Here is an 18,942-nt window from a genome sequence, read left to right as displayed (position 1 = left end):
CAGGCTAGGTTGCTGAGCAAAACTCAGCCTGCAAGCGGAGGCAAGCCATGCGTGACGACCACCCGACCGTGCGCGAGGTCCGCGCCAACCCTCCCGCGACCCCGCAGACCCGGGTGTCGGCGGCCTGGCTGCGGGAGGTGGCGTTCCGGGCGGGCGCGGACGACGTCGGGTTCGTGCCCGTCGACACCCCGGGCCTGGAAGTGGACCTGGCGCACGCCCGCACCGCCCTGCCGCGCGCCCGCACGTACGTCGCGTTCTGCGTGCGGATGAACCGGGACAACGTCCGCAGCCCCTTGCGCAGCGTCGCCAACACCGAGTTCCACCAGGCCCTGGACGGCGCGGAGGAGGTCGGCCACCGCCTCGCGCTGGCGTTGCAGGACGCGGGCCACCGGGTCGTGCACCCGGCCTCGGCGTTCCCGCAGGAGATGGACGCCTTCCCGGCCCGGGGCTGGGTGATCTCGCACAAGCTGGTCGCGCAGGCGGCGGGCCTGGGCCGGATCGGCATCCACCGCAACGTGATCCACCCGCGCTTCGGCAACTTCATCCTGCTCGGCACGGTCGTCGCGGACTTCGAGGTCGACGAGCCGACCGGTCCGACGGACTTCAACCCGTGCCTGGAGTGCAAGCTGTGCGTGGCGGCGTGCCCGGTCGGGGCGATCTCCAAGGAGGGTTCGTTCGACTTCCTGGCCTGCTACACCCACAACTACCGCGAGTTCATGAGCGGCTTCACCGACTGGGTGGAGACCGTGGTGGAGAGCACCGACCGCGAGGACTACCGCAAGCGCGTCACGGCGGGGGAGACGGCGTCGATGTGGCAGAGCCTGGCCTACAAGCCCAACTACAAGGCGGCCTACTGCATGGCCGCGTGCCCGGCCGGGTCGGACGTCATCGGGCCGTTCCTGGCCGACCGCAAGGGCTTCCTGGCCGACGTGGTGAAACCGCTGCAGGACAAGGAGGAACCGGTCTACGTGGTGCCCGGGTCGAAAGCCGAGGACCACGTCCGCCGGCGCTTCCCGCACAAGGAAGTCCGGCAGGTCTCCAACGGCCTCTAGAAACGTCTCCAACGGCCTCCGGGAACAAGGCGAGGCCGCCCACACGAAGTGCGGGCGGCCTCGTCAGGAGTTACCTCAGGAGTGCTGCGCGCTCCGGCGCGGGCGGAAGCCCCGATCGGCGCGGTCGCGGTCCGGACGGCCGCCGCGGAAGCCACCGCCGTTGCCGCCGCGACGCGGAGCGCCGCCGCGACGCGGGGTGCGCACCGGCACCTCCGGCTCGGTCACCGGGATGCCGCTGGGCACGCGCGCGCCCGTGATGCGGACCAGCTCGTCGTCACCGGGGCGGACCTTCGACGTCGCCGGACGGATGCCCGCCCGAGCCGTCAGGCCCTGCACGGCGCGCTTCTGGTCGTGCGTCACCAGGGTCACCACGGTGCCCGACTGGCCCGCGCGCGCCGTGCGGCCGGCGCGGTGCAGGTAGTCCTTCGGGTCGGCCGGCGGGTCGACGTGCACGACGAGCGAGACGTCGTCCACGTGGATGCCGCGCGCGGCCACGTCGGTGGCGATCAGGACCGGCGTGGTGCCCTCGCGGAACTGGCCGAGCACGCGGGTCCGGGCGCTCTGCGCCTTGCCGCCGTGCAGCGCGCCCGCCTGGACGCCGACCGACCGCAGCTTCTTGGCCAGCCGGTCCACGTGGTGCTTGGTGCGCACGAACATGATCGTCCGGCCCTCGCGGGCGGCGACCTCGGTCACCACGTTCTGCTTGTCCTCGGCGGACACGAACAGCAGGTGGTGCTCCATCGTGGTCACGCTGCCGGTCGGCGGCGCGACCGAGTGGACCACCGGGTCGTGCAGGTACTGGCGGACCAGCTTGTCGACGTCGCCGTCCAGCGTCGCCGAGAACAGCAGCCGCTGCCCGTCCTGCGGGGTCAGGTCGAGGATGGCGCGGACCTGCGGCATGAAGCCCATGTCGGCCATCTGGTCGGCCTCGTCCAGCGCGGTGAACCGCACCTCGGACAGGTCGGCCGTGCCCTGCCGGACGTGGTCGGACAGCCGGCCCGGCGTCGCGATCAGCAGGTCGACCCCGCGCCGCAGCGCGTCGATCTGCCGCGGGAACGACGTGCCGCCGACGACCGTGCGGCACCACAGGCCCAGCGCCCGCGCGAACGGCGAGAGCGCCTCTTCGACCTGCATGGCCAGCTCACGCGTGGGCACCAGCACCAGCGCGCGCGGCTTCAACGGCTTCGCCCGGCCGCCCGCGAGGCGGGACAGCAGGGCCAGGCCGAACGCCAGCGTCTTGCCGGAGCCGGTCTGGCCCCGGCCGAGGATGTCGCGGCCGGCCAGCGAGTCGGGCAGCGTGGCGGCCTGGATGGGGAACGGCTCGGTGATGCCGGCCTGCGCGAGCGCCTTGAGCAGCTCGTCGGCCAGGCCGAGTTCGGCGAACGAGGGCAGCGGGCCTTCCGGCACGGTGCTCTCGACGTGGTCCGGAACGGTCGTCTCCAGCACGGGCTGGGGACGGCGGTTGCCCTGGCCTGACGGGCGCCGCGTACGCGGTTTGCGGTGCTGCGGGCGCTCGGAACGGCCGTGGGACAGTGGTGGCAAAACAAACCTCCGGGACATGGCACGTCTCGGGGATCTGCCTGTGTAGCCGCGGATCGCAAGGACGAGCCCGGCGCGGTTGCGCGCCGATCGTGGTTGGGGAGCACCGCGGTGGAAGGAACCGCTGATTCGCGTCACCGGGCGGTGCGCCACTCAGTCTAGCCGATCAATGTCGTGCGCGTCGCACCCCCGCGGTGTTCTCGCGCACACGGGTCGCCAAATGCGCGATTCCGTGCACGGTTCCCACGGCGATCGGGAACCACATCAGCGCACGTGGCGACGTGTGCGTGGCGATCCCCTCGCGACGGAGTTGACGTAGTGCCCACCCCACGCGGCCCTGTCGAGCGTGCCGATGTCCGATCCGGACACCGACGACGCCCGCGAGGACCTGCTGGCTCTCGCGAACGCCCTGGTCGACGGCCTGTCGTGGGTGGCGCTGGCCGTGCACGCCGAGGCCCGGCGGGTGCCGGGTCTGGTGGACGGGTTCCTCGCCGAACGGCACGCGATGGTCGCCGAGGTGGTGCGGCGGGGCGTGGCGCGCGGCCAGCTCCGGGCCGACATCGACCCGGAGCTGGTGCGCGATCTCCTGTTCGGCCCGCTGGTCTACCACTGGCTGGCCACAGACCGCCGCCGGCCGGCAGAGGACGTGTTCACCTTGATCTGGCCGGTGTTGAATGGCGCGACTCCGTCGCGCGGCGAGGTCGCCTGAAAGCCGCGACAAGCCGACGCGACCTCGCTGCTCAGCGCAATCCGGCCAGATCGAGCAGCGATGCCGTCAACTCCATCGGGTCGGCCATCTCCACGGGCAGGCCGCGCTGGCTGAACCAGCCGACGATGTTGCGCACGTCCCGCTCCAGGAACTCCGGCCCGCGCGGGTTGGCCGCGAGGTCCACCACCTGGGGCAGGTCGATCACGACCAGCCGGCCGTCGTGCACCATCAGGTTGTACGCCGAGAGGTCGCCGTGCGCGTAGCCCGCCGAGGCGAGCATGCCCAGGGCGTCCACCAGCTGCCGCCACAGGTCCAGCAGCTCGTCGGGCTCCGGCCGCAACTGGGCGAGCCGAGGTGCGGCGGCGCCGTCCGTGCCGATGAACTCCAGCAGCAGTTCCGTGCCCGCCCGCTGCACCGGGTAGGGCACCGGCGCGCCCCGCTGCCACAGGACGCTGAGCGCGGCGAACTCGGCCACCGCCCACTGCTCGGCGATCAGGTTGCGCCCGAACGCCGTGCGGTTGGCGATGGCCCGGGTCTCGCGGGACTTCTTCATGCGGCGACCTTCGAGGTAGCCCGCGTCCCGGTGGAACATGCGGTGGTCGTTGCCGCGGTACCGCTTCGCGGCCAGCACGCACGACCGGTCCGTGCCGGGGACGGCCCGTTCCAGCAGGAAGACGTCCGCTTCCTTGCCGGTCTTGAGCACGCCCAGCTCCCGGTCCACCGCGGACAGGTCGGTGACCAGCCACCCCGGCCACGGCTCGGGGCCCCGGTCGGCGGTGTCCCAGGTGGTCCAGCGGTCGCCGTCCTCGGGGACGTCGGCGTCCTCGGCCTCCTCGCGCTGCTGCGCCAGGCGGTCGCGGGCCTCCTCGGTGAGCCGGCCCCGGCGGGTCGGCTCGACGTCGTCCTCGGTCCGGCGGCGCTTGGCGCCCCAGGTCAGGTCGTCGGCGTGCTCGAAAGCGTCCTCGAAGTCGTCGTCGAGGTCGTCGGAGTGCAGGTTGAACTTGTGCTTGCGCACTGGGGTGATCTCCAAAGAGGAAGGAGGTGGTCGCCCCAGCCGGCGCGTGTGGTCGGCGCGCTAGGCCTGCGGGGCGAGTGGACGGGTCGGTGCCACGTCCCGGACAGCGATAGCCATCTGGCACCTCCTCGGGTCCACCGGATCACCCGGCGCTTGCGTTCGCGGTGCAGGGTGCCGGGCGGGCGACGCCCGGCGCAAGCGAATTAATGATCGACGCGGTAGCTGGTGCGCCGGCCCAGCCAGGCGGCCCCGAGTTCGCCCATGACCTTGGAGTCGTGGCGGAGCACGCGCTCGTCGTCCCACTGGGTCGCGCTCGGCGCGGCGGCGAGCATGGTGCGGCGGGCGGTCGCGCTGAACTCCACCAGGACGTCCACCGCGTCCTGGACTTCCTCCGGCGGCAGCGGCGTGGGAGCGCAGCTCGTGGGCAGGGTGAGCCGTTCGCCCGCGAAGGCGGCGGAGGTGCCCAGGTCGCGGGCCAGTTGGTGCTCGACGGACTCGGCGTTGACCTGGAGCCGGCGGAACCGGGTGTCGGTCGCCAGGCGCAGGCCGAGCAGTCGGGCCTGGACCAGTCCGCACCAGACGCGCTTCAACGTCTCCGGCGCGTCCATGGCGTCGGTCCGCAGGTCTTCGATGACGCCGCGCAGGCCCTTCGGTGTGGCGGAGTCATCGGCGGGTGTGTCGAGGCTCACGCGCTTATTGAATCAGCAGCGTAACGAGAGGTGACAGCTCGCTGCGGTCAGTCACGCTTTTGGCCGCTCACCGGTGTGCGAACGACCGTCGGTAGTCCTTGGGCGCGACGCCCACGACGGAGTTGAAGTGGTGGCGCAGGAGGGCGGCCGTGCCGAAGCCGCACTGGTGGGCGATGGCCTCGATGCCGAGGTTCGTCTCCTCCAGGAGCTGGCGGGCGCGCAGGACGCGCTGGGTGGTGAGCCAGCGGTGCGGGGTGGTGCCGGTCTCGGCGGAGAACCGGCGGGCGAACGTCCGTTCGGACATGCGGGCCTGCCGGGCGAGGCTGCTCACGGTGTGCTCGGTGGTGAGGTTCTCCATCATCCAGGCCAGGGTCGGCTGGAGGCTGTCCGCCTCGTGCACGGTCGGCTGGACGATGAACTGGCGTTGCCCGCCTTCCCGCTGCGGGGCGACGACCATGCGGCGCGCGATGGCGTTGGCGGCGGTCGCACCGAGTTCCCGGCGGGCCACGTGCAGGCACGCGTCGATGCCCGCCGCCGTGCCCGCGCTGGTGATGACGTCGCCGTCGTCCACGAACAGCACGTCCGGGTCCACTTGAGCCTTGGGGAAGCGCTCGGCCAGCTCGTCCACGTACCGCCAGTGCGTGGTGCAGGGCCGTCCGTCGAGGCGGCCCGCCGCGCCCAGCACGAACGCGCCGCTGCACACGGACAGCACGGTCTTGGCGCTGGCGACCGCGTCGAGCAGGGCCTGCGGGTAGCCGTCGCGGACCTTGCACGCGGCCACCGCGACCAGGTCGGCGGTCTCCAGGGCTTCGAACCCGTGGTCGGCGACCAGGGAGGCGCCGACGCTGGTCCGGACCGGTTCACCGGGCCGCTCGCCGCACACCTTGAAGTCGATGGGCGGCACGCCTTCGTCGGTCCGGTCGATCCCGAAGACCTCGCAGATGACGCCGAACTCGAACGGCGTGACCCCGTCGATGACGGGGACGGCGACGGATCTGAGCATGGGGGAAGCGTAGCTGGCTGGATTTTGACGCACAACGGCAAAGCTGCCAATGGTGGCAGGTTCTTGGCGGTCGCATAGTTGGTGCCATGACCGCACTGCTCATCGCCCTGACCGTTCTCGCGCTGGTGGTCTACGGCTTGGAACGCAACCACCACCGCCAGTCCCGCTACGGCTCCCGCCTGGCCGGCAGCTACGACGTGGACGACCGCGACCTGGCCCGCGTGGAGACCGAACTCCACGCCGCCGCCGACCACACCACCGTCCGCCAGGCCCCGATGCACGCCCGCTTCACGCCCCGCTCGGTCTGACCGGCAGGTTTTGTCGGGGTCGTCACTAGCGTCCCCCGTCATGAACATCGCCATGATCACCATCGACACCGCCGACCCGCGCAAGCTGGCCGACTTCTGGACCAAGGCCCTGAACACCGAGGTCTCGCACGACTGGGGCGAGTTCCTGCTCCTGGCCCCGGCCACCGAGGGCGGCCCGCAAGTGGGCCTCCAACGCGTGGACGACGCGGTCCCGGGCAAGAACCGCCTCCACTTCGACGCCGTCGTGGAGGACCGCGCCACCGAGGTCTCCCGGCTGATCGCACTGGGCGCCACGGAGGTGGCGGAGCACACCGTCCCCGGCCTGACCTGGACCGTGCTGGCCGACCCGGACGGCAATCAGTTCTGCGTGGGCCAGGCCGGGTGAAGGCGGTGGTCCGGCGGCGCGGGGGCGTCGCCGGACTAGGCTGCCCGTTCGTGCTGGTGCTGCTTCCCCCGTCGGAGACCAAGGCGGCCGGCGGCGACGGTCCGCCGTTGTCGTTCGAGGCGCTGTCCATGCCCGAGCTGAACCCCGTGCGGGCGAAGCTGGTCGACGCCTTGGCGGACCTGGCGGGTGACGTGCCGGCGAGCCTGGCCGTGCTCGGCCTGTCCGAACGCCAGTCCGACGAGGTGGCCCGCAACGCCGCTTTGCGAACGTCCCCGACCCTGCCGGCTCTGTCCCGGTACACCGGCGTCCTCTACGACGCCCTGGACATGGCGAGCCTGACCCGCGTCGAGCGGGGACGAGCCGCCGAGCGACTGGCCGTGGCGTCGGCTTTGTTCGGCGTTGTTCAAGGCGCCGACCCGATCCCCGCTTACCGGCTTTCGGGCGGCAACGTCCTGCCTTCTGTCGGCCCATTGGGCACTCTGTGGCGACCGGTTCTGACCCCCGCACTGGCAGGCCGGGAGATCATCGACCTGCGCTCGGCCCCGTACTCGTCACTGGCGAAGATCCCGCACGCGATCACCGTGAAGGTGGTGACGGAGGACGGATCGGGCCGGCGCCAGGCGGTGAGCCACTTCAACAAGGCGCACAAGGGGCTGCTGGCGCGCGCGATCGTGCGTTCGCGAGCGGTGCCGCAGGTGCGGAACCTGGTGAAGATCGCCACCAACGCCGGCCTACGCCTCGAACCCGCCGGCGACCGCCACTTCGAACTGGTCGTCTAACCGCCATCGCGCTCATCGCGCGCAGCACCTTGCTCTTCGGCGCGCTGCGCCCCGCTTTTCGGCGCGCAGCGCCTGCTTTGGGCGCGCAGCGCCGTCGGGCAGTGCCGCCGGGGCACACACCTCAACTCGGGCTTCTTGCTTGTGTCATCCCCGTATGGCCCGCCCGAAGGGCTACCACATTTTTGGTCGGGTGCGGCCGAAAATTTTGTGAGGAACGAGCAAAATTTTTAGCGGCACCCGACCAAAAATGTGGTCGGCTTTGCCGGGTCATGCGGGGATGACACAAGCAAGAAGCCCCCGCCGTTGTAGTGTGTCATCCTTGGCGGCTCGCCCGCCGGCGAGGCTCTTTTAATCTTTGAAATTGCGCTTACGCGCTCAAGTCCACGCTGCGCGGGGCTCAACGCAACGCGCTCCGCGCTGCTGGAGGAGGAACGCGCTTCGCGCTCTTGAACCGCGCTGACGCGCTCGCAAGCTGAACGCGCTGACGCGCTCGCAAGATCAAAAGCCAAAAGCGGGCCTGGAGGCCCCCGGGGGGAGGAAGGGCGTCGGTTCGTCCCCCGTACGACCTGCCGGAGGCAACCACGCTTCGGCCCTTTCCGCAACCGGTAAAGCGTGGTTGCGGAAAGGACCGAAGCGTGGTTGGGCTGCGCCCAGGCCGTACGGGGGACGAACCGAGGCCCCGCTGTGGCTTGGCAAGTCCGAGCAAAAGCAGCGCCTGCGGCGCGAAGCAGCGCCTACGGCGCAAAAGCAGCCGCTGCGCGGCGAAAAGCAGCCGCTGCGCGGCGAAAAGCAGCCGCTGCGCGGCGAAAAGCAGCCGCTGCGCTGCCTCCGGATCGTGGATTGAGCCGGCCCGCTGACCGCACTCGCGCCGGCCTCCGGCCCCCGCTTCCATGATCCCACGAACCACCGACAATCCCGCCCGCCGGACAACCGCCGCCATCCCGCCCGCCGGACAACCCCGCCACCCCGCCGGGCAACCCGCGCCACCCTGCCCGGCGACCCACCGACACCCCGGCCGACAACCGGTTGGAACCGACTGGCGGCTGTTCACTACCCTTCCTGGGACAACCCGCGCCACGAGGAGCACCCACCGTGATCACGAGGATGTCGTCGCTGTTCCTGCGCACCCTGCGCGAGGACCCGGCCGACGCCGAAGTTCCCAGCCACAAGCTGCTGGTCCGCGCCGGCTACGTCCGGCGGGTCGCGCCGGGTGGGTACTCGTGGCTGCCGCTCGGGTTGCGGGTGCTGCGCAACATCGAGCAGGTCGTGCGCGAGGAGATGGACGCGTTCGGGGCGCAGGAGATCCAGTTCCCGGCCCTGCTGCCCAAGGAGCCCTACGAGGCCACCAACCGGTGGACCGAGTACGGCCCCAACATCTTCCGGCTCAAGGACCGCAAGGGCGCCGACTACCTGCTCGGACCCACCCACGAGGAGCTGTTCGCGCTCACCGTGAAGGGCGAGTACTCCTCGTACAAGGACTACCCGGTCACGCTCTACCAGATCCAGACCAAGTACCGGGACGAGGCGCGGCCCCGCGCGGGCATCCTGCGCGGGCGTGAGTTCGTCATGAAGGACTCCTACTCCTTCGACCTCACCGACGAGGGGCTGTCGCACTCCTACCAGCAGCACCGCGACGCCTACATCCGCATCTTCGACCGCCTGGGCATGCAGTACGTGATCGTCTCCGCCACGTCCGGCGCGATGGGCGGGTCGGCGTCGGAGGAGTTCCTGGCCGTCGCGCCGACCGGTGAGGACACGTTCGTCCGGAGCACCGAGTCCGACTACGCCGCCAACGTCGAGGCCGTGGCGACGCCCGCGCCGCCGGAGCAGTCGATCGAGGACAAGCCCGACGCGCAGGTCCACCACACGCCGAACACGCCGACCATCGAGTCGCTGGTCGACTTCCTCAACGCCGCCGGCCTCGGCCGGACCTTCACCGCGGCGGACACGCTGAAGAACGTCCTGGTCAAGCTCACCCAGCCGGGCGCGAAGGAGTCGACGCTGCTGGCGATCGGCGTCCCCGGCGACCGCGAGGTGGACTTCAAGCGCCTCGAAGCCGCCGTGTCGCCCGCCGAGGTGTCGATGCTGGAGGAGTCCGACTTCACGAAGAACTCCTTCCTGGTCAAGGGCTACATCGGGCCGGGCGCGCTGCAGGCCAACGGGGTGCGCTACCTGGTCGACCCGCGGGTCGTGCGCGGCACGGCGTGGGTGACCGGCGCGGACAAGGCCGACCACCACGTGGTGGACCTGGTCCAGGGCCGCGACTTCACCCCGGACGGCGTGATCGACGTGGCGGAGGTCCGCGAGGGCGACCCGTCGCCGGACGGCAAGGGTGTGCTGGTCGCGGCGCGCGGCATCGAGATCGGGCACATCTTCCAGCTCGGCCGCAAGTACGCGGACGCGTTCGCGCTGGACGCCCTGGGCCCGGACAGCAAGCCCATCCGGGTCACCATGGGCTCCTACGGCATCGGCGTGTCCCGCCTGGTCGCGGCCATCGCCGAGCAGAGCCACGACGACCGCGGCCTGATCTGGCCCCGCAACGTCTCGCCGTTCGACCTGCACGTGGTGGTCGCGGGCAAGGACGAGGCGCTGGCGGCGGGCGGCGAGAAGCTGGCGGGCGAGCTGTCGGCGGCCGGGCTGAAGGTGCTGCTGGACGACCGCAAGGCCAGCCCCGGCGTGAAGTTCGCGGACGCCGAGCTGATCGGCGTGCCGACGATCGTGGTCGTGGGCCGCGGCCTGGCCAACGGGGTCGTCGAGGTCAAGGACCGCCGCTCGGGCGAGCGGGTCGAGGTCGCGGTGGACGAGGTCGTGGAGCACCTCCGGGCGTTGGTCCGGGGCTGAGCCTGGGCGTGGGGAGGGCTTCGGGGCCGCCGGGGCCCTTCCCCGCGAAGTGGTCCAGGAGCATGCGGTGCACGAACGCGTGCCCGCCGCCGGTCCGGCGCAGCAGGAAGGCCCACCTCGATCCGCGCGACCGCCTCCAGCGACCGCCTCCAGCGACCGGTCCAGCGCACCGGACACCCACTGCGCCCGCACCGACTCCAGCAGCGCCCGGCGCACCCGGCCGTCGTCCGCGGCCGGTTCGTCCACTGTGGACTCGCGCCGCTGGTGGACCTCTCACGCCAGCCCGAGCCCGACCAGCGCGAGCACCGGTGCCAGCCGCCCACCCCGGCCTTGGCCAGCACGTCGAGCTGCCCGTCGACCGGGGCAGCACGCCCCCGGCTCGACGGGCAGCTTCGGACCGACCGCCGCCACTCCCGCACAACGTCCATGCTGCCCGCGAGTGGTTCACACCAGCGGGTGAATTTGATCAGTGGCGGAGGATGGCGGCCAGTGCGGCCTCGGTGTCCGAGAGGTCCTTGAGGACCACGTGCGCGCCGGCTTCCTCCAGCTCGGCGACACTGCTGCGGCCGGTCGCCACGCCGATCGCCAGGGCGCCGTGGTGCAGCGCCGCGTCCACGTCGTGCGGGGTGTCGCCGACGACCACCGCCGAGAACTCCTTGCCGTGCTTGGCCCCGGCCAGCCGCACGGCCTCCAGCACCAGCTCCGGCCGGTGCTCCGACACGGTCCCGTACCCGCCGATCTCGAAGTCCAGGTGGGTGTCCAGGCCGAATGCGGCCAGCTTGAACCGGGCGATCTCCACCAGGTTCCCGGTGACCAGCGACTGCACCACGTTCTCGTGCCCCGCCAACGCCGAAAGCACGGTCGCCGCACCGGGCAGGGCGTGGCCGTGGGTGGGCAGCAGGTCGGCCTCCCGGGTGGCGACCGCGACCAGCTCGGCGTGCAGCCGGTCCACCATCTCGTCGGTGGGCTCGATGTCGTGCAGCGCCAGCAGTTCCAGCGTGATGGCCCGCTCGGTGCGCCCCGGGAACGACGGCACGTGCACCAGGTCCTGCCCGGTGACGGCCTGCAACGCGGTCCGGTACCAGGTGTGGCCCAGGCCCCGCGCGTCGATCAGGGTCAGGTCGATGTCCCACAGCACCAACGTGTTCACAGCTTCTGCACGCTCTCCAGGATGTGCTCCACCTCGTCCGCGCTGGGCCCCTCAGCGACGTGCGGGCCGCCCTCTGCGACGTTGAGCACGACCACGGCCACCTTGTTGCCGTCGCGCATCGCGATCGCGGTGACGGTCGCCTTGGGCGCGAAGCACGGGTTCACCGCGTTCGGTTCGGCCTTGACGCTCACCACGGCCCGGTCGTCGCTCTCCGACTCGACCTTCGGCTCCCCGAGCCGGGGCTCCTTGCGGTCCACGGTGTAACCGCCCTTGGCGATGCCGGTCGCGACCTCGGTGGCGATGTCGACGGGGGAGTCGGACGCCACCGACCCGGACCCGATCTGCGCCTGGATCATGTTGCGCCCCTGGCACTCGAACGGCCGCGACACCGCGGACTTCGCCAGCCGGACCCGGCCCGCCACGCCGCCGCCGGACGTCTCCCACGACTCCGGCAGCTCGTAGGAGACGCCGGACTGGGTGTCCTCGACCGTCTGCCACTTGGTCTGCTTCGCGGGCTGCGCGGAGGTCGTCGGCGTGGCCCGGGAGTCGCCCTGGTTGAGGACGATCGCCGCGACCACACCGCCCGCGACCACCAGCACACCGATGATCGACAACGCGATCCACAGTGGACGGCGGTTCGGCTTGGGCGGCGGCGGGGGCTGGTAGTAGCCGAGTCCGGAGTAGGTCATGGCGTCAGCCCAGCGGCTTCACGGAGTCGACCATCGCCTGCAGGTCGGCCTCCGTCGGCGGCTTCGGGTCGGCCGGGCCGCCTTCCAGGTCGCCGTTGGCCATGAACACGTGCAGACCCTTGCTGCTCTTGAGGATCAGGATCTTCACCATGCCCTTGGTGGCCAGGCACTCGTTGCCGGAGGTGGTGACCGTGGCGTCGACCTGGACGGCGTCGATCTGGCCGCCGTTGTTGTTCGGGATCTTCAGCGCCTTGGGCTCGGTGAGCTTGATGTCGCGGGTCTTGCCCGAGCTGTAGTACTCGGTGGTGATCTTCTCCGCGAGGTCCTTGGCCACCGCCGCCATGTCGCCGGCCGGCAGCACCGCGCCGCCGGTCGCGCCCCGGTTGTAGCCGCCGCCCTGGCAGTCGTACTTGCCGAACAGGGTCAGCCCGGTGAGCGCGAAGTCCGGGATGGTCTGGAACCTGGCCGACCCGGAGCTGGGCGACCACGTCTTGGGCACGTCGTAGCTGTAGTGCAGGCTCTCCACGGCCAGGCAGTTCCAGTCCGCCTTCGACGCCTTGCACGCCTCGGCCGGGGCACTGGGCTTGGTGGCGGTGGTGCTCGGCTTGGTGGTGGTCGTCGCCTTGGGCTCGGACGACGAGGTCTGGGCGACCGTGTTCTGCTTGTCGTCGGGCCGGGTCAGGAAGTACGCGGCGAGACCGCCCGCCACCAGCACCGCCACCGCCGCGCCGACCGCGATCCACACCTTGGCGTTGCTCTTCTTCGGCGGCTCCTCGCCACCGGAGAACACGCCGAGGCCGCCGTAGCCCCCGAACTGCTGTTGCTGCTGGGGGTAGCCCTGCTGTTGGCCGTACGGGTCGCCGTAAGGCGCGTTGTAGCCCGGCTGCTGCCCGTACTGCTGCTGTTGGCCGTACTGCTGCTGTTGCGGGTCGTAGGAGCCGCCGTACCCCTGCTGCGGGTAGCCCTGGTTCTGCTGCCCCCAGTCGCCCTGGCCGGACTGGCCTCCCCAGTTGCTCTGCCCGTCACCTGGGTAAGTCACCGGCAAACCGTACCCCGCCGACTCCGGCGACCGGGCCGACCCGGCTAATTCAGCACTCGTTGACTTGCGTGCGGCGCGGTCGTACGCTCCGAATTCAACAGGTGATGAACAAGTTCTGGAGGCACTCATGGCCACACCACAGGACCGGCCGCCGGCCGTCGTCGCGGTGGCCACCGCCGTCGTCGGCGCGCTCGTGGCGCTCGTGCTCGGGCTGGTCACGTTCGGCGTGCAGGCGACGGTCCACCCCGCCGACGTCCCGCTGGCCGTCGCGGTCGGCGCGGACGCCCCGCCGCAGTTGCGCGCGGTGGCGGACAAGCTCGCGGGCACCGACTCCGCGGAGGTGTCGTGGCGGGTCGCCGCGCCCGCCGAGGCCCGGGACCTGCTGAAGTCCCAGGACGTCTACGGCGTGCTCGAACTCGCGCCGGGGAGTGCGACGGTCGTCCTGTCGGGCGCGGTGAACCCGTCCGGCACGCAGGTGGCCCAGCAGGTGCTCAGCGGCGTCGCGCAGGGCGCGGGCCTGCCCGCGAAGGTCGTCACCCTCGACCCTGCCTCGGCCGCCGGCCGGACCGCGCCGCTGGCCGCGAGCGCCCTGCTGTGGATCGGCGGCCTGGTCGCCTGCGCCGCCTTCACCCTGCTGTCCACCCGGAACAAGACCGGCCTCGGCACCCGACTCCTCGGCGCGACCACCGCCGCCGTGCCGGCGGTGGCCGTGGTCGCCGGTTTCTTCGCGTGGTGGGACTCGACCCTGCCCCTGGGCTGGGACGTCTTGAGCTACCTGGCCCTGGTCGCGCTGTCCTTCGCACTGCTCCAGGCCGGCCTGCTCCGCCTGCTGGGCCTGCGCGCGATGGCCGTCCTGGCCCCGCTGTACCTGATGGCACCCGCGGTCGCGGGCCAGGTCCCCGAACTGCTCAACCCCGCGTACCGGGCCCTGCTGTGGTCGTGGACCCCGTTCCGCTTCTCCACCGAGGGCCTGCGCGCCCTGCTCCAGAACGGCACCCTCGAAGCCGCCCAGGTCTGGGTGTTCGTCGGCCTCGCGCTAGCCGGCCTCCTGATCCTCCTGCTACCCGCGAAGGAAGCTCAGCCTGACCTTGCGGACGGGGTTGTCGACGTTCGTGTCGACCAGGCAGACCGACTGCCAGGTGCCCAGCACCAGCGCACCGCCTAGCACCGGGATCGTCGCGTACGGCGGCACCAGCGCGGGCAGCACGTGGTCACGGCCGTGACCGGGGCTGCCGTGCCGGTGCCGCCAGCGGTCGTCCTTGGGCAGCAGGTCGCGCAGGGCGGCGAGCAGGTCGTCGTCGCTGCCCGCGCCGGTCTCCAGCACCGCGAGGCCTGCCGTGGCGTGCGGGACCCACACGTGCAGCAGGCCGTCGCCGTCCTCGTCCCGCAGGAAGTCCTCGCACACGCGGGTCAGGTCGTGGACGACCTCCTGCCCGCCGGTCCGGATCTCAATTTCCTCGCTGCGCATGGATCAATCGTGCAGGATCCGGTCTTGTGCAGCACACCGCCATCGTCACCGGCGCCAACCAGGGCATCGGGGCCGCGACCGCGAAGGCCCTCGCCGCGCAGGGCGTCCAGGTCCTGATCACGTTCCTCCGGTTCGCGCCCGCGCCCGACCCGAGCGTGCCCGAGGAGTACTTCACCGCCCGCGAGGCCGGCGCGGACGCCGTGGTGGCCGCGATCACCGAGGCCGGCGGCAAGGCGCACGCGATCGAGGTCGACCTGACCGAGACCACCGCGCCCGCCCTGCTGTTCGACACCGCCGAGCGCCTGTTCGGGCCGGTGGACGTGCTGGTCAACAACGCCTCCGGGTGGGTGCAGGACACGTTCCTGGCCACCGACACCGACCAGTTCGGCCGCGTCCTCAAGGCGGTCACGCCGCAGACGTTCGACGCCCAGTTCGCCGTGGACGCCCGCGCCGGCGCGCTGCTGATCGCCGAGTTCGCCCGCCGGCACCTGGCGCGCGGCGGCAACTGGGGCCGGATCGTCTCGCTCACCTCGGGCGGGCCGAACGGGTTCCCCAGCGAGGTGTCCTACGGCGCGGCGAAGGCGGCCATCGACAACTTCACCATGTCCGCCGCCGCCGAACTCGGCCCGCACGGCGTGACCGCGAACGTGGTCAACCCCGGCGTCACCGACACCGGCTGGGTGAACGACGCCGTCCGCGCGCAGCACAAGGTCGGCACGCCCGAAGACGTGGCGGACGTGATCGCGTTCCTGTGCTCGCCCGCCGCGAAGCGTGTGACCGGCAACATCATCCGGCTGCACTGACCTTACTGGCGAGTAACATGGCTCGCGTGAAGGCTTCTCGTCTGCGGCGGGGCATGAACCTGTGGCCGCCGTTCCTGTTCGCCGGCATCCGGGTCGTCGCCCTGTCCGACGACTACCGGTACGCCAAGGTGCGGATGCGCCTGCGCTGGTACAACCGCAACTACGTGGGCACCCACTTCGGCGGCTCGCTGTTCGCGATGACCGACCCGTTCTGGATGCTGCTGGTGCTGCGCCACCTGGGCCGTGACCACGTGGTGTGGGACCGGGCGGGCGAGATCGACTTCGTGAAGCCGGGTCGCGGAACCGTCTGCGCCGAGTTCAAGCTGACCGACGAGCACCTCGACGAGCTGCGGAGGCAGGCGGCGGACGGCGGCCGGGCACTGCTGTGGTTCCCGGTGGACGTGGTGGCCGAGGACGGCACCGTGGTGGCCCGTGTCCGCAAGCAGGTCTACGCCCGCCGCAAGGACTCGCGACCGGACGAACGGGCGTCTGAGGCGCTCAAAGCCTGAGATCCATCGGCCAAATGCTGGACTGGGTGAAGCTTTCACGGTAGTGATGATGGTCATGCGCACCGCTTTCGGCTCCGCCTTCGACGTCCCCGCCGGCTACCTGAACACCGCGAGCATCGGCATCCCGCCGGCGCCCGTGGCCGCCGAGGTCGCCGACGCCGTCCGCCGGTGGGCCGCCGGCCTCGACGGCCCCACCAGCGCCGAACCCGCCGTGACCACCGCGCGCGAGGCCTTCGGCAAGCTCGTCGGCGCCCCGGTGTCGCAGGTGGCGAGCGGTGCTTCCGTCTCGCAGCTGGTGGCCAACGTGGCGGCGGGCATGCGCCCCGGTTCGCGGGTCCTGGTGGCGCGCGGCGACTTCACGTCCCTCACGTTCCCCTTCGCCGCGCGCGGCTGCGAGATCACCGAAGTCGACCTGGCAGACGTCCCCACCGCAGCGGCCGGGCACGACCTGGTCGCGGTCAGCGTCGTGCAGTCCGCCGACGGCCGGATCGTGGACCTGGACGGCTTGCGCGAGGCCGGCGTGCCCGTGCTCCTGGACGCCACCCAGGCCGTCGGCTGGCTGCCCCTGACCCTGGACTGGGCGGACTACGTCGTCGCGGCCGGCTACAAGTGGCTGATGTCGCCACGCGGCTCGGCGTGGCTGGCCTGCTCCCCGGTCGGTGTCGAGCGCGCGGAGCCCGTCGCCGCCAACTGGTGGGCGGGCGAGGACCCGTGGGACTCCGTCTACGGCCTCCCCCTCCGCCTGGCGGGCGACGCCCGTCGCCTGGACATCTCGCCGGTCTGGCTGGCCCAGTACGGCGCCGCGGTCGCCCTGCCGTACCTGGCCTCCCTGGACCTGGCCGCCGTCCGCGACCACAACGTGGCTTTGGCCGACTCCCTGCTGTCCTCCCTGGGCCTGCCCACCCGGGGCAGCGCGATCGTCTCCCTGGAACTGACCCAGGAGCAGGCAGATCGCCTGGCGGCGGCGGGCGTGCGCTCGGCGACCCGCGCCGGCCGGACCCGGCTCGGCTTCCACCTGTACAACACGGCGGCCGACGTCGATCTAGTGCTCGAAGCGCTCGCGTAGCGCCCGTCCGTTACCGTGACGGTTTGTGTCGGTTCCTCCCGAATCACCTGAAGAGGTGACCCAACGGTTACCGCGCGTCCCGCCGACGCGACCGTCGGACACCGCGCCGCTGTGGCGGTCGGAGATCGGGCAGCTCGACTCCCTGATGGGTGCGCCGCCCCCACCCGCACCCCCTCGTCGTCAGCTCCCGCAAGGCTGGCTGCTGAAGGGGCTGGGCTTGGTCGGTGTGGCCGTGGCGTCCGGCCTGGTGTGGCTCGTGGTGATGCCGAAGGGCGACCCCGAGCCGCCACCGACCACCACCTCTACGGCCCCGACGGGTGAATTCTCGTTCGCCCGCGCCCCTCAGGCCCCGGAGCCGGTCCTGGACAGCTCGTGCGCGCCGCACGCCTACGGCAAGGCGAAGGAGTACTTCACGACCACGCCGTGCCAGCAGTTGTCGCGGTCGCTGTACACGGTGAGCGCGAGCGGCAAGCAGGTGCTGGTGTCGGTGGTGGTGGTGAAGATGGCCGACGACAAGGCGGCGGCCGACCTGAAGAAGTTCCTGGACGGCGACAACACCGGCAACGTCTACGACCTTTCGCGGGAGGGCGTGGCGAAGGTGCCGGGCGGCCCGGACTGGGTGGCGCACGGGGAGTACGCGTCCAAGTTGCAGGGGCGTGAGCTGGTCATCGTCGAATCGGACTTCTACGGCGCGGCGAAGTCGTCGGAACGCGACCGGAAGCTGTTGGACCGGATCAGCAACGACGCCCTGCGCCTGGCTTCGTAGCTCTGTCGCGCGGCGCGCCCGCCCGACTCGTGCCGGTCGTGCGGCGCGCCCGCCCAGCTCATGTCGGGCGCGCGGCGCGCCCGCCCAGCCGGCGCGCCCGCCCAGCCGGCGCCGGGCGCCGCGGTGCGGAAAGCCTGCGGACGAAGGCGCTTGGGGGAACGAGACGAGAGCCCAGGTGCGGCCTCCGGCCCCCGTCTCGATCATCCCACGCGGGTACGACATCAGCCGACGGCCGTGCCGGGGAGGGCGATCGACACCGGGGTCACGCCGGCGATCTTGCGCCACCGGGTCGCCCGGACCGCCGACGTCGTCAATGCATCCAGCGACGACTTGCGCAGCTCGGCGTCGTCCGTCCGCTCCAACACCCCGCGCCACGCCACACACGCGTCCGTCTCCACCGCGATCAACGCCGCGATGGCCGACGCCGCGCTGTCCACCGGCTGCGGGGGCAGGTAAGCCGGGGCCGGCGGGCGGGGCGTGGCGGACTTGTCGCGCAGCCAGCGCTCCGTGGTGTCCCTGCGCGACCTGTGCGCGAGAGCACCCTCCCCCACGGCTGCCGCCTGCTGCTCGATGAACGCGCTGACCAGCCCGTACGTCCACACCGCCGCGTGCTCGGCCGCCAAAGCGTCCTGAACGGCATCCACACTCAAGACAAGGCCTCCAGCAAGCTCGCGCACCCGGCCGACACCGACGCCACCAACCCCGCCCGGTGCGTCGGCACGGTCGGCACCAGGTCGGCCGCCTGCTTCTGCGCCGCCCGCAGCGCCATGACCAACTGCTCCCGGGTCGCGCCGGCAGGCGGTGCCACCGACGTCGGGGTGGCCGAGGAAGAGGACGTCGTGGGGACCTTCGGGGTTGCCCGGTCCACCTCGGCGGCCAGGCGCGTCGCGTGCTCGGTGCGTGCCGCCGCCGTCTCCACTGCACCCACCGCCGTGGCCAACGCGGCATCCGAGCGGGCCGCGCGGACCAGGTCCTCCAGGACGTCCGGTGGGGGAGGGGGAGGCGGGGGTGTGGTGCACGCGACTGCCAGCGGCGCGGTCGCCACCGCCAGCAGCACGCCGCGCCTGCTGAGCGCCGTTCTTCCGATCACGCGTCCCGATCCTGCCAGAGACGTCGTGATCGCCTCTGCGGC

The 18,942-nt window shown here is 71.7% G+C and carries 21 protein-coding genes; 11 read left to right on the top strand and 10 right to left on the bottom strand.

The window, feature by feature from the left end:
* The first annotated feature begins 47 nt into the window (after nt 1–47).
* On the top strand, nt 48–1,052 hold the full coding sequence (locus RIN75_RS24950) for a 4Fe-4S binding protein (protein WP_309114436.1): 1,005 nt from the start codon (nt 48–50) through the stop codon (nt 1,050–1,052).
* Between the two features lie 75 nt (nt 1,053–1,127).
* Here the strand turns inward: RIN75_RS24950 and RIN75_RS24945 are convergent, their stop codons facing one another.
* Nucleotides 1,128–2,612 carry a DEAD/DEAH box helicase gene (locus RIN75_RS24945; protein ID WP_375296018.1) on the bottom strand — a complete coding sequence of 495 codons (1,485 nt, stop codon included), beginning with the start codon at nt 2,610–2,612 and terminating at the stop codon, nt 1,128–1,130.
* Nucleotides 2,613–2,943: 331 nt separating this feature from the next.
* Between RIN75_RS24945 and RIN75_RS24940 the strand changes: the two genes are divergently transcribed.
* Nucleotides 2,944–3,300 (top strand): TetR-like C-terminal domain-containing protein, encoded by a 357-nt coding sequence (locus tag RIN75_RS24940; RefSeq protein ID WP_309114434.1) that lies wholly within the window; start codon nt 2,944–2,946, stop codon nt 3,298–3,300.
* A 31-nt stretch (nt 3,301–3,331) separates the two neighbouring features.
* Here RIN75_RS24940 and RIN75_RS24935 read toward each other — a convergent pair whose 3' ends face one another.
* From RIN75_RS24935 to RIN75_RS24925, 3 genes are all read right to left on the bottom strand, one after another.
* Entirely contained in the window at nt 3,332–4,315 is a 984-nt protein-coding gene (locus tag RIN75_RS24935; RefSeq protein ID WP_375296017.1) for a serine protein kinase RIO, read from the bottom strand.
* Nucleotides 4,316–4,518: 203 nt separating this feature from the next.
* A complete protein-coding gene (locus RIN75_RS24930) occupies nt 4,519–5,004 on the bottom strand; it encodes a hypothetical protein (protein ID WP_309114433.1) in 486 nt (161 codons plus the stop codon).
* Nucleotides 5,005–5,071: 67 nt separating this feature from the next.
* Complete coding sequence (locus RIN75_RS24925) at nt 5,072–6,007, bottom strand: helix-turn-helix domain-containing protein (RefSeq protein WP_309114432.1); 936 nt, start codon at nt 6,005–6,007, stop codon at nt 5,072–5,074.
* A gap of 86 nt (nt 6,008–6,093) precedes the next feature.
* Here RIN75_RS24925 and RIN75_RS24920 point away from each other — a divergent pair, with 86 nt between their 5' ends.
* From RIN75_RS24920 to RIN75_RS24905, 4 genes are all read left to right on the top strand, one after another.
* Nucleotides 6,094–6,315, top strand: coding sequence for a hypothetical protein (locus RIN75_RS24920; protein ID WP_309114431.1), 222 nt, complete (start codon nt 6,094–6,096; stop codon nt 6,313–6,315).
* A 40-nt stretch (nt 6,316–6,355) separates the two neighbouring features.
* A complete protein-coding gene (locus RIN75_RS24915) occupies nt 6,356–6,700 on the top strand; it encodes a VOC family protein (RefSeq protein ID WP_309114430.1) in 345 nt (114 codons plus the stop codon).
* 50 nt (nt 6,701–6,750) lie between these two features.
* A complete protein-coding gene (yaaA, locus tag RIN75_RS24910; RefSeq protein WP_309114429.1) occupies nt 6,751–7,479 on the top strand; it encodes a peroxide stress protein YaaA in 729 nt (242 codons plus the stop codon).
* A 1,092-nt stretch (nt 7,480–8,571) separates the two neighbouring features.
* A complete protein-coding gene (locus RIN75_RS24905; RefSeq protein WP_309114428.1) occupies nt 8,572–10,320 on the top strand; it encodes a proline--tRNA ligase in 1,749 nt (582 codons plus the stop codon).
* A gap of 466 nt (nt 10,321–10,786) precedes the next feature.
* On the opposite strand, the gene RIN75_RS24900 is transcribed toward RIN75_RS24905, so the two are convergent.
* The 3 genes from RIN75_RS24900 to RIN75_RS24890 are packed head-to-tail and all read right to left on the bottom strand — an operon-like array spanning nt 10,787 to nt 13,198.
* A complete protein-coding gene (locus RIN75_RS24900) occupies nt 10,787–11,470 on the bottom strand; it encodes a haloacid dehalogenase-like hydrolase (protein WP_309114427.1) in 684 nt (227 codons plus the stop codon).
* Nucleotides 11,467–12,159: a hypothetical protein gene (locus RIN75_RS24895; protein ID WP_309114426.1), complete on the bottom strand. Its 693-nt coding sequence runs from the start codon at nt 12,157–12,159 to the stop codon at nt 11,467–11,469. The genes RIN75_RS24900 and RIN75_RS24895 overlap by 4 nt, the downstream gene beginning before the upstream one ends.
* Nucleotides 12,160–12,163: 4 nt before the next feature.
* A complete protein-coding gene (locus tag RIN75_RS24890) occupies nt 12,164–13,198 on the bottom strand; it encodes a hypothetical protein (protein ID WP_309114425.1) in 1,035 nt (344 codons plus the stop codon).
* A gap of 127 nt (nt 13,199–13,325) precedes the next feature.
* Here RIN75_RS24890 and RIN75_RS24885 point away from each other — a divergent pair, with 127 nt between their 5' ends.
* Nucleotides 13,326–14,363 (top strand): ABC transporter permease, encoded by a 1,038-nt coding sequence (locus tag RIN75_RS24885; RefSeq protein WP_309114424.1) that lies wholly within the window; start codon nt 13,326–13,328, stop codon nt 14,361–14,363.
* Here the strand turns inward: RIN75_RS24885 and RIN75_RS24880 are convergent.
* Nucleotides 14,259–14,666, bottom strand: a complete 408-nt coding sequence (locus RIN75_RS24880) for a YjbQ family protein (protein WP_309114423.1) — start codon at nt 14,664–14,666, stop codon at nt 14,259–14,261. The genes RIN75_RS24885 and RIN75_RS24880 overlap by 105 nt on opposite strands.
* Nucleotides 14,667–14,692: 26 nt before the next feature.
* On the opposite strand from RIN75_RS24880, the gene RIN75_RS24875 reads away from it, so the two are divergent.
* Genes RIN75_RS24875 through RIN75_RS24860 form a run of 4 tightly spaced genes read left to right on the top strand, consistent with a single transcriptional unit; the run spans nt 14,693 to nt 17,810 of the window.
* Nucleotides 14,693–15,469 carry an SDR family NAD(P)-dependent oxidoreductase gene (locus RIN75_RS24875; RefSeq protein ID WP_309114422.1) on the top strand — a complete coding sequence of 259 codons (777 nt, stop codon included), beginning with the start codon at nt 14,693–14,695 and terminating at the stop codon, nt 15,467–15,469.
* A gap of 26 nt (nt 15,470–15,495) precedes the next feature.
* Nucleotides 15,496–15,978, top strand: coding sequence for a DUF4442 domain-containing protein (locus tag RIN75_RS24870; protein ID WP_309114421.1), 483 nt, complete (start codon nt 15,496–15,498; stop codon nt 15,976–15,978).
* A gap of 55 nt (nt 15,979–16,033) precedes the next feature.
* Nucleotides 16,034–17,044 (top strand): aminotransferase class V-fold PLP-dependent enzyme, encoded by a 1,011-nt coding sequence (locus RIN75_RS24865; RefSeq protein WP_309114420.1) that lies wholly within the window; start codon nt 16,034–16,036, stop codon nt 17,042–17,044.
* A gap of 55 nt (nt 17,045–17,099) precedes the next feature.
* Nucleotides 17,100–17,810, top strand: a complete 711-nt coding sequence (locus RIN75_RS24860) for a hypothetical protein (RefSeq protein ID WP_309114419.1) — start codon at nt 17,100–17,102, stop codon at nt 17,808–17,810.
* A 221-nt stretch (nt 17,811–18,031) separates the two neighbouring features.
* Here RIN75_RS24860 and RIN75_RS24855 read toward each other — a convergent pair whose 3' ends face one another.
* Both RIN75_RS24855 and RIN75_RS24850 read right to left on the bottom strand, forming a co-directional pair.
* A complete protein-coding gene (locus RIN75_RS24855; protein ID WP_309114510.1) occupies nt 18,032–18,454 on the bottom strand; it encodes a ferritin-like domain-containing protein in 423 nt (140 codons plus the stop codon).
* 2 nt (nt 18,455–18,456) lie between these two features.
* The gene (locus RIN75_RS24850) at nt 18,457–18,900 is read right to left on the bottom strand and encodes a hypothetical protein (protein ID WP_309114418.1); all 444 of its coding nucleotides are present in this window, start codon (nt 18,898–18,900) and stop codon (nt 18,457–18,459) included.
* Between the last annotated feature and the right edge of the window lie 42 nt (nt 18,901–18,942).

Origin of the sequence: Saccharothrix sp. (genome assembly GCF_031180885.1) — a bacterium.
GTDB lineage: Bacteria > Actinomycetota > Actinomycetes > Mycobacteriales > Pseudonocardiaceae > Actinosynnema.
The sequence above is the reverse complement of the archived record's forward strand: the minus strand, read 5'-3'. Positions and strand labels throughout refer to the sequence as shown.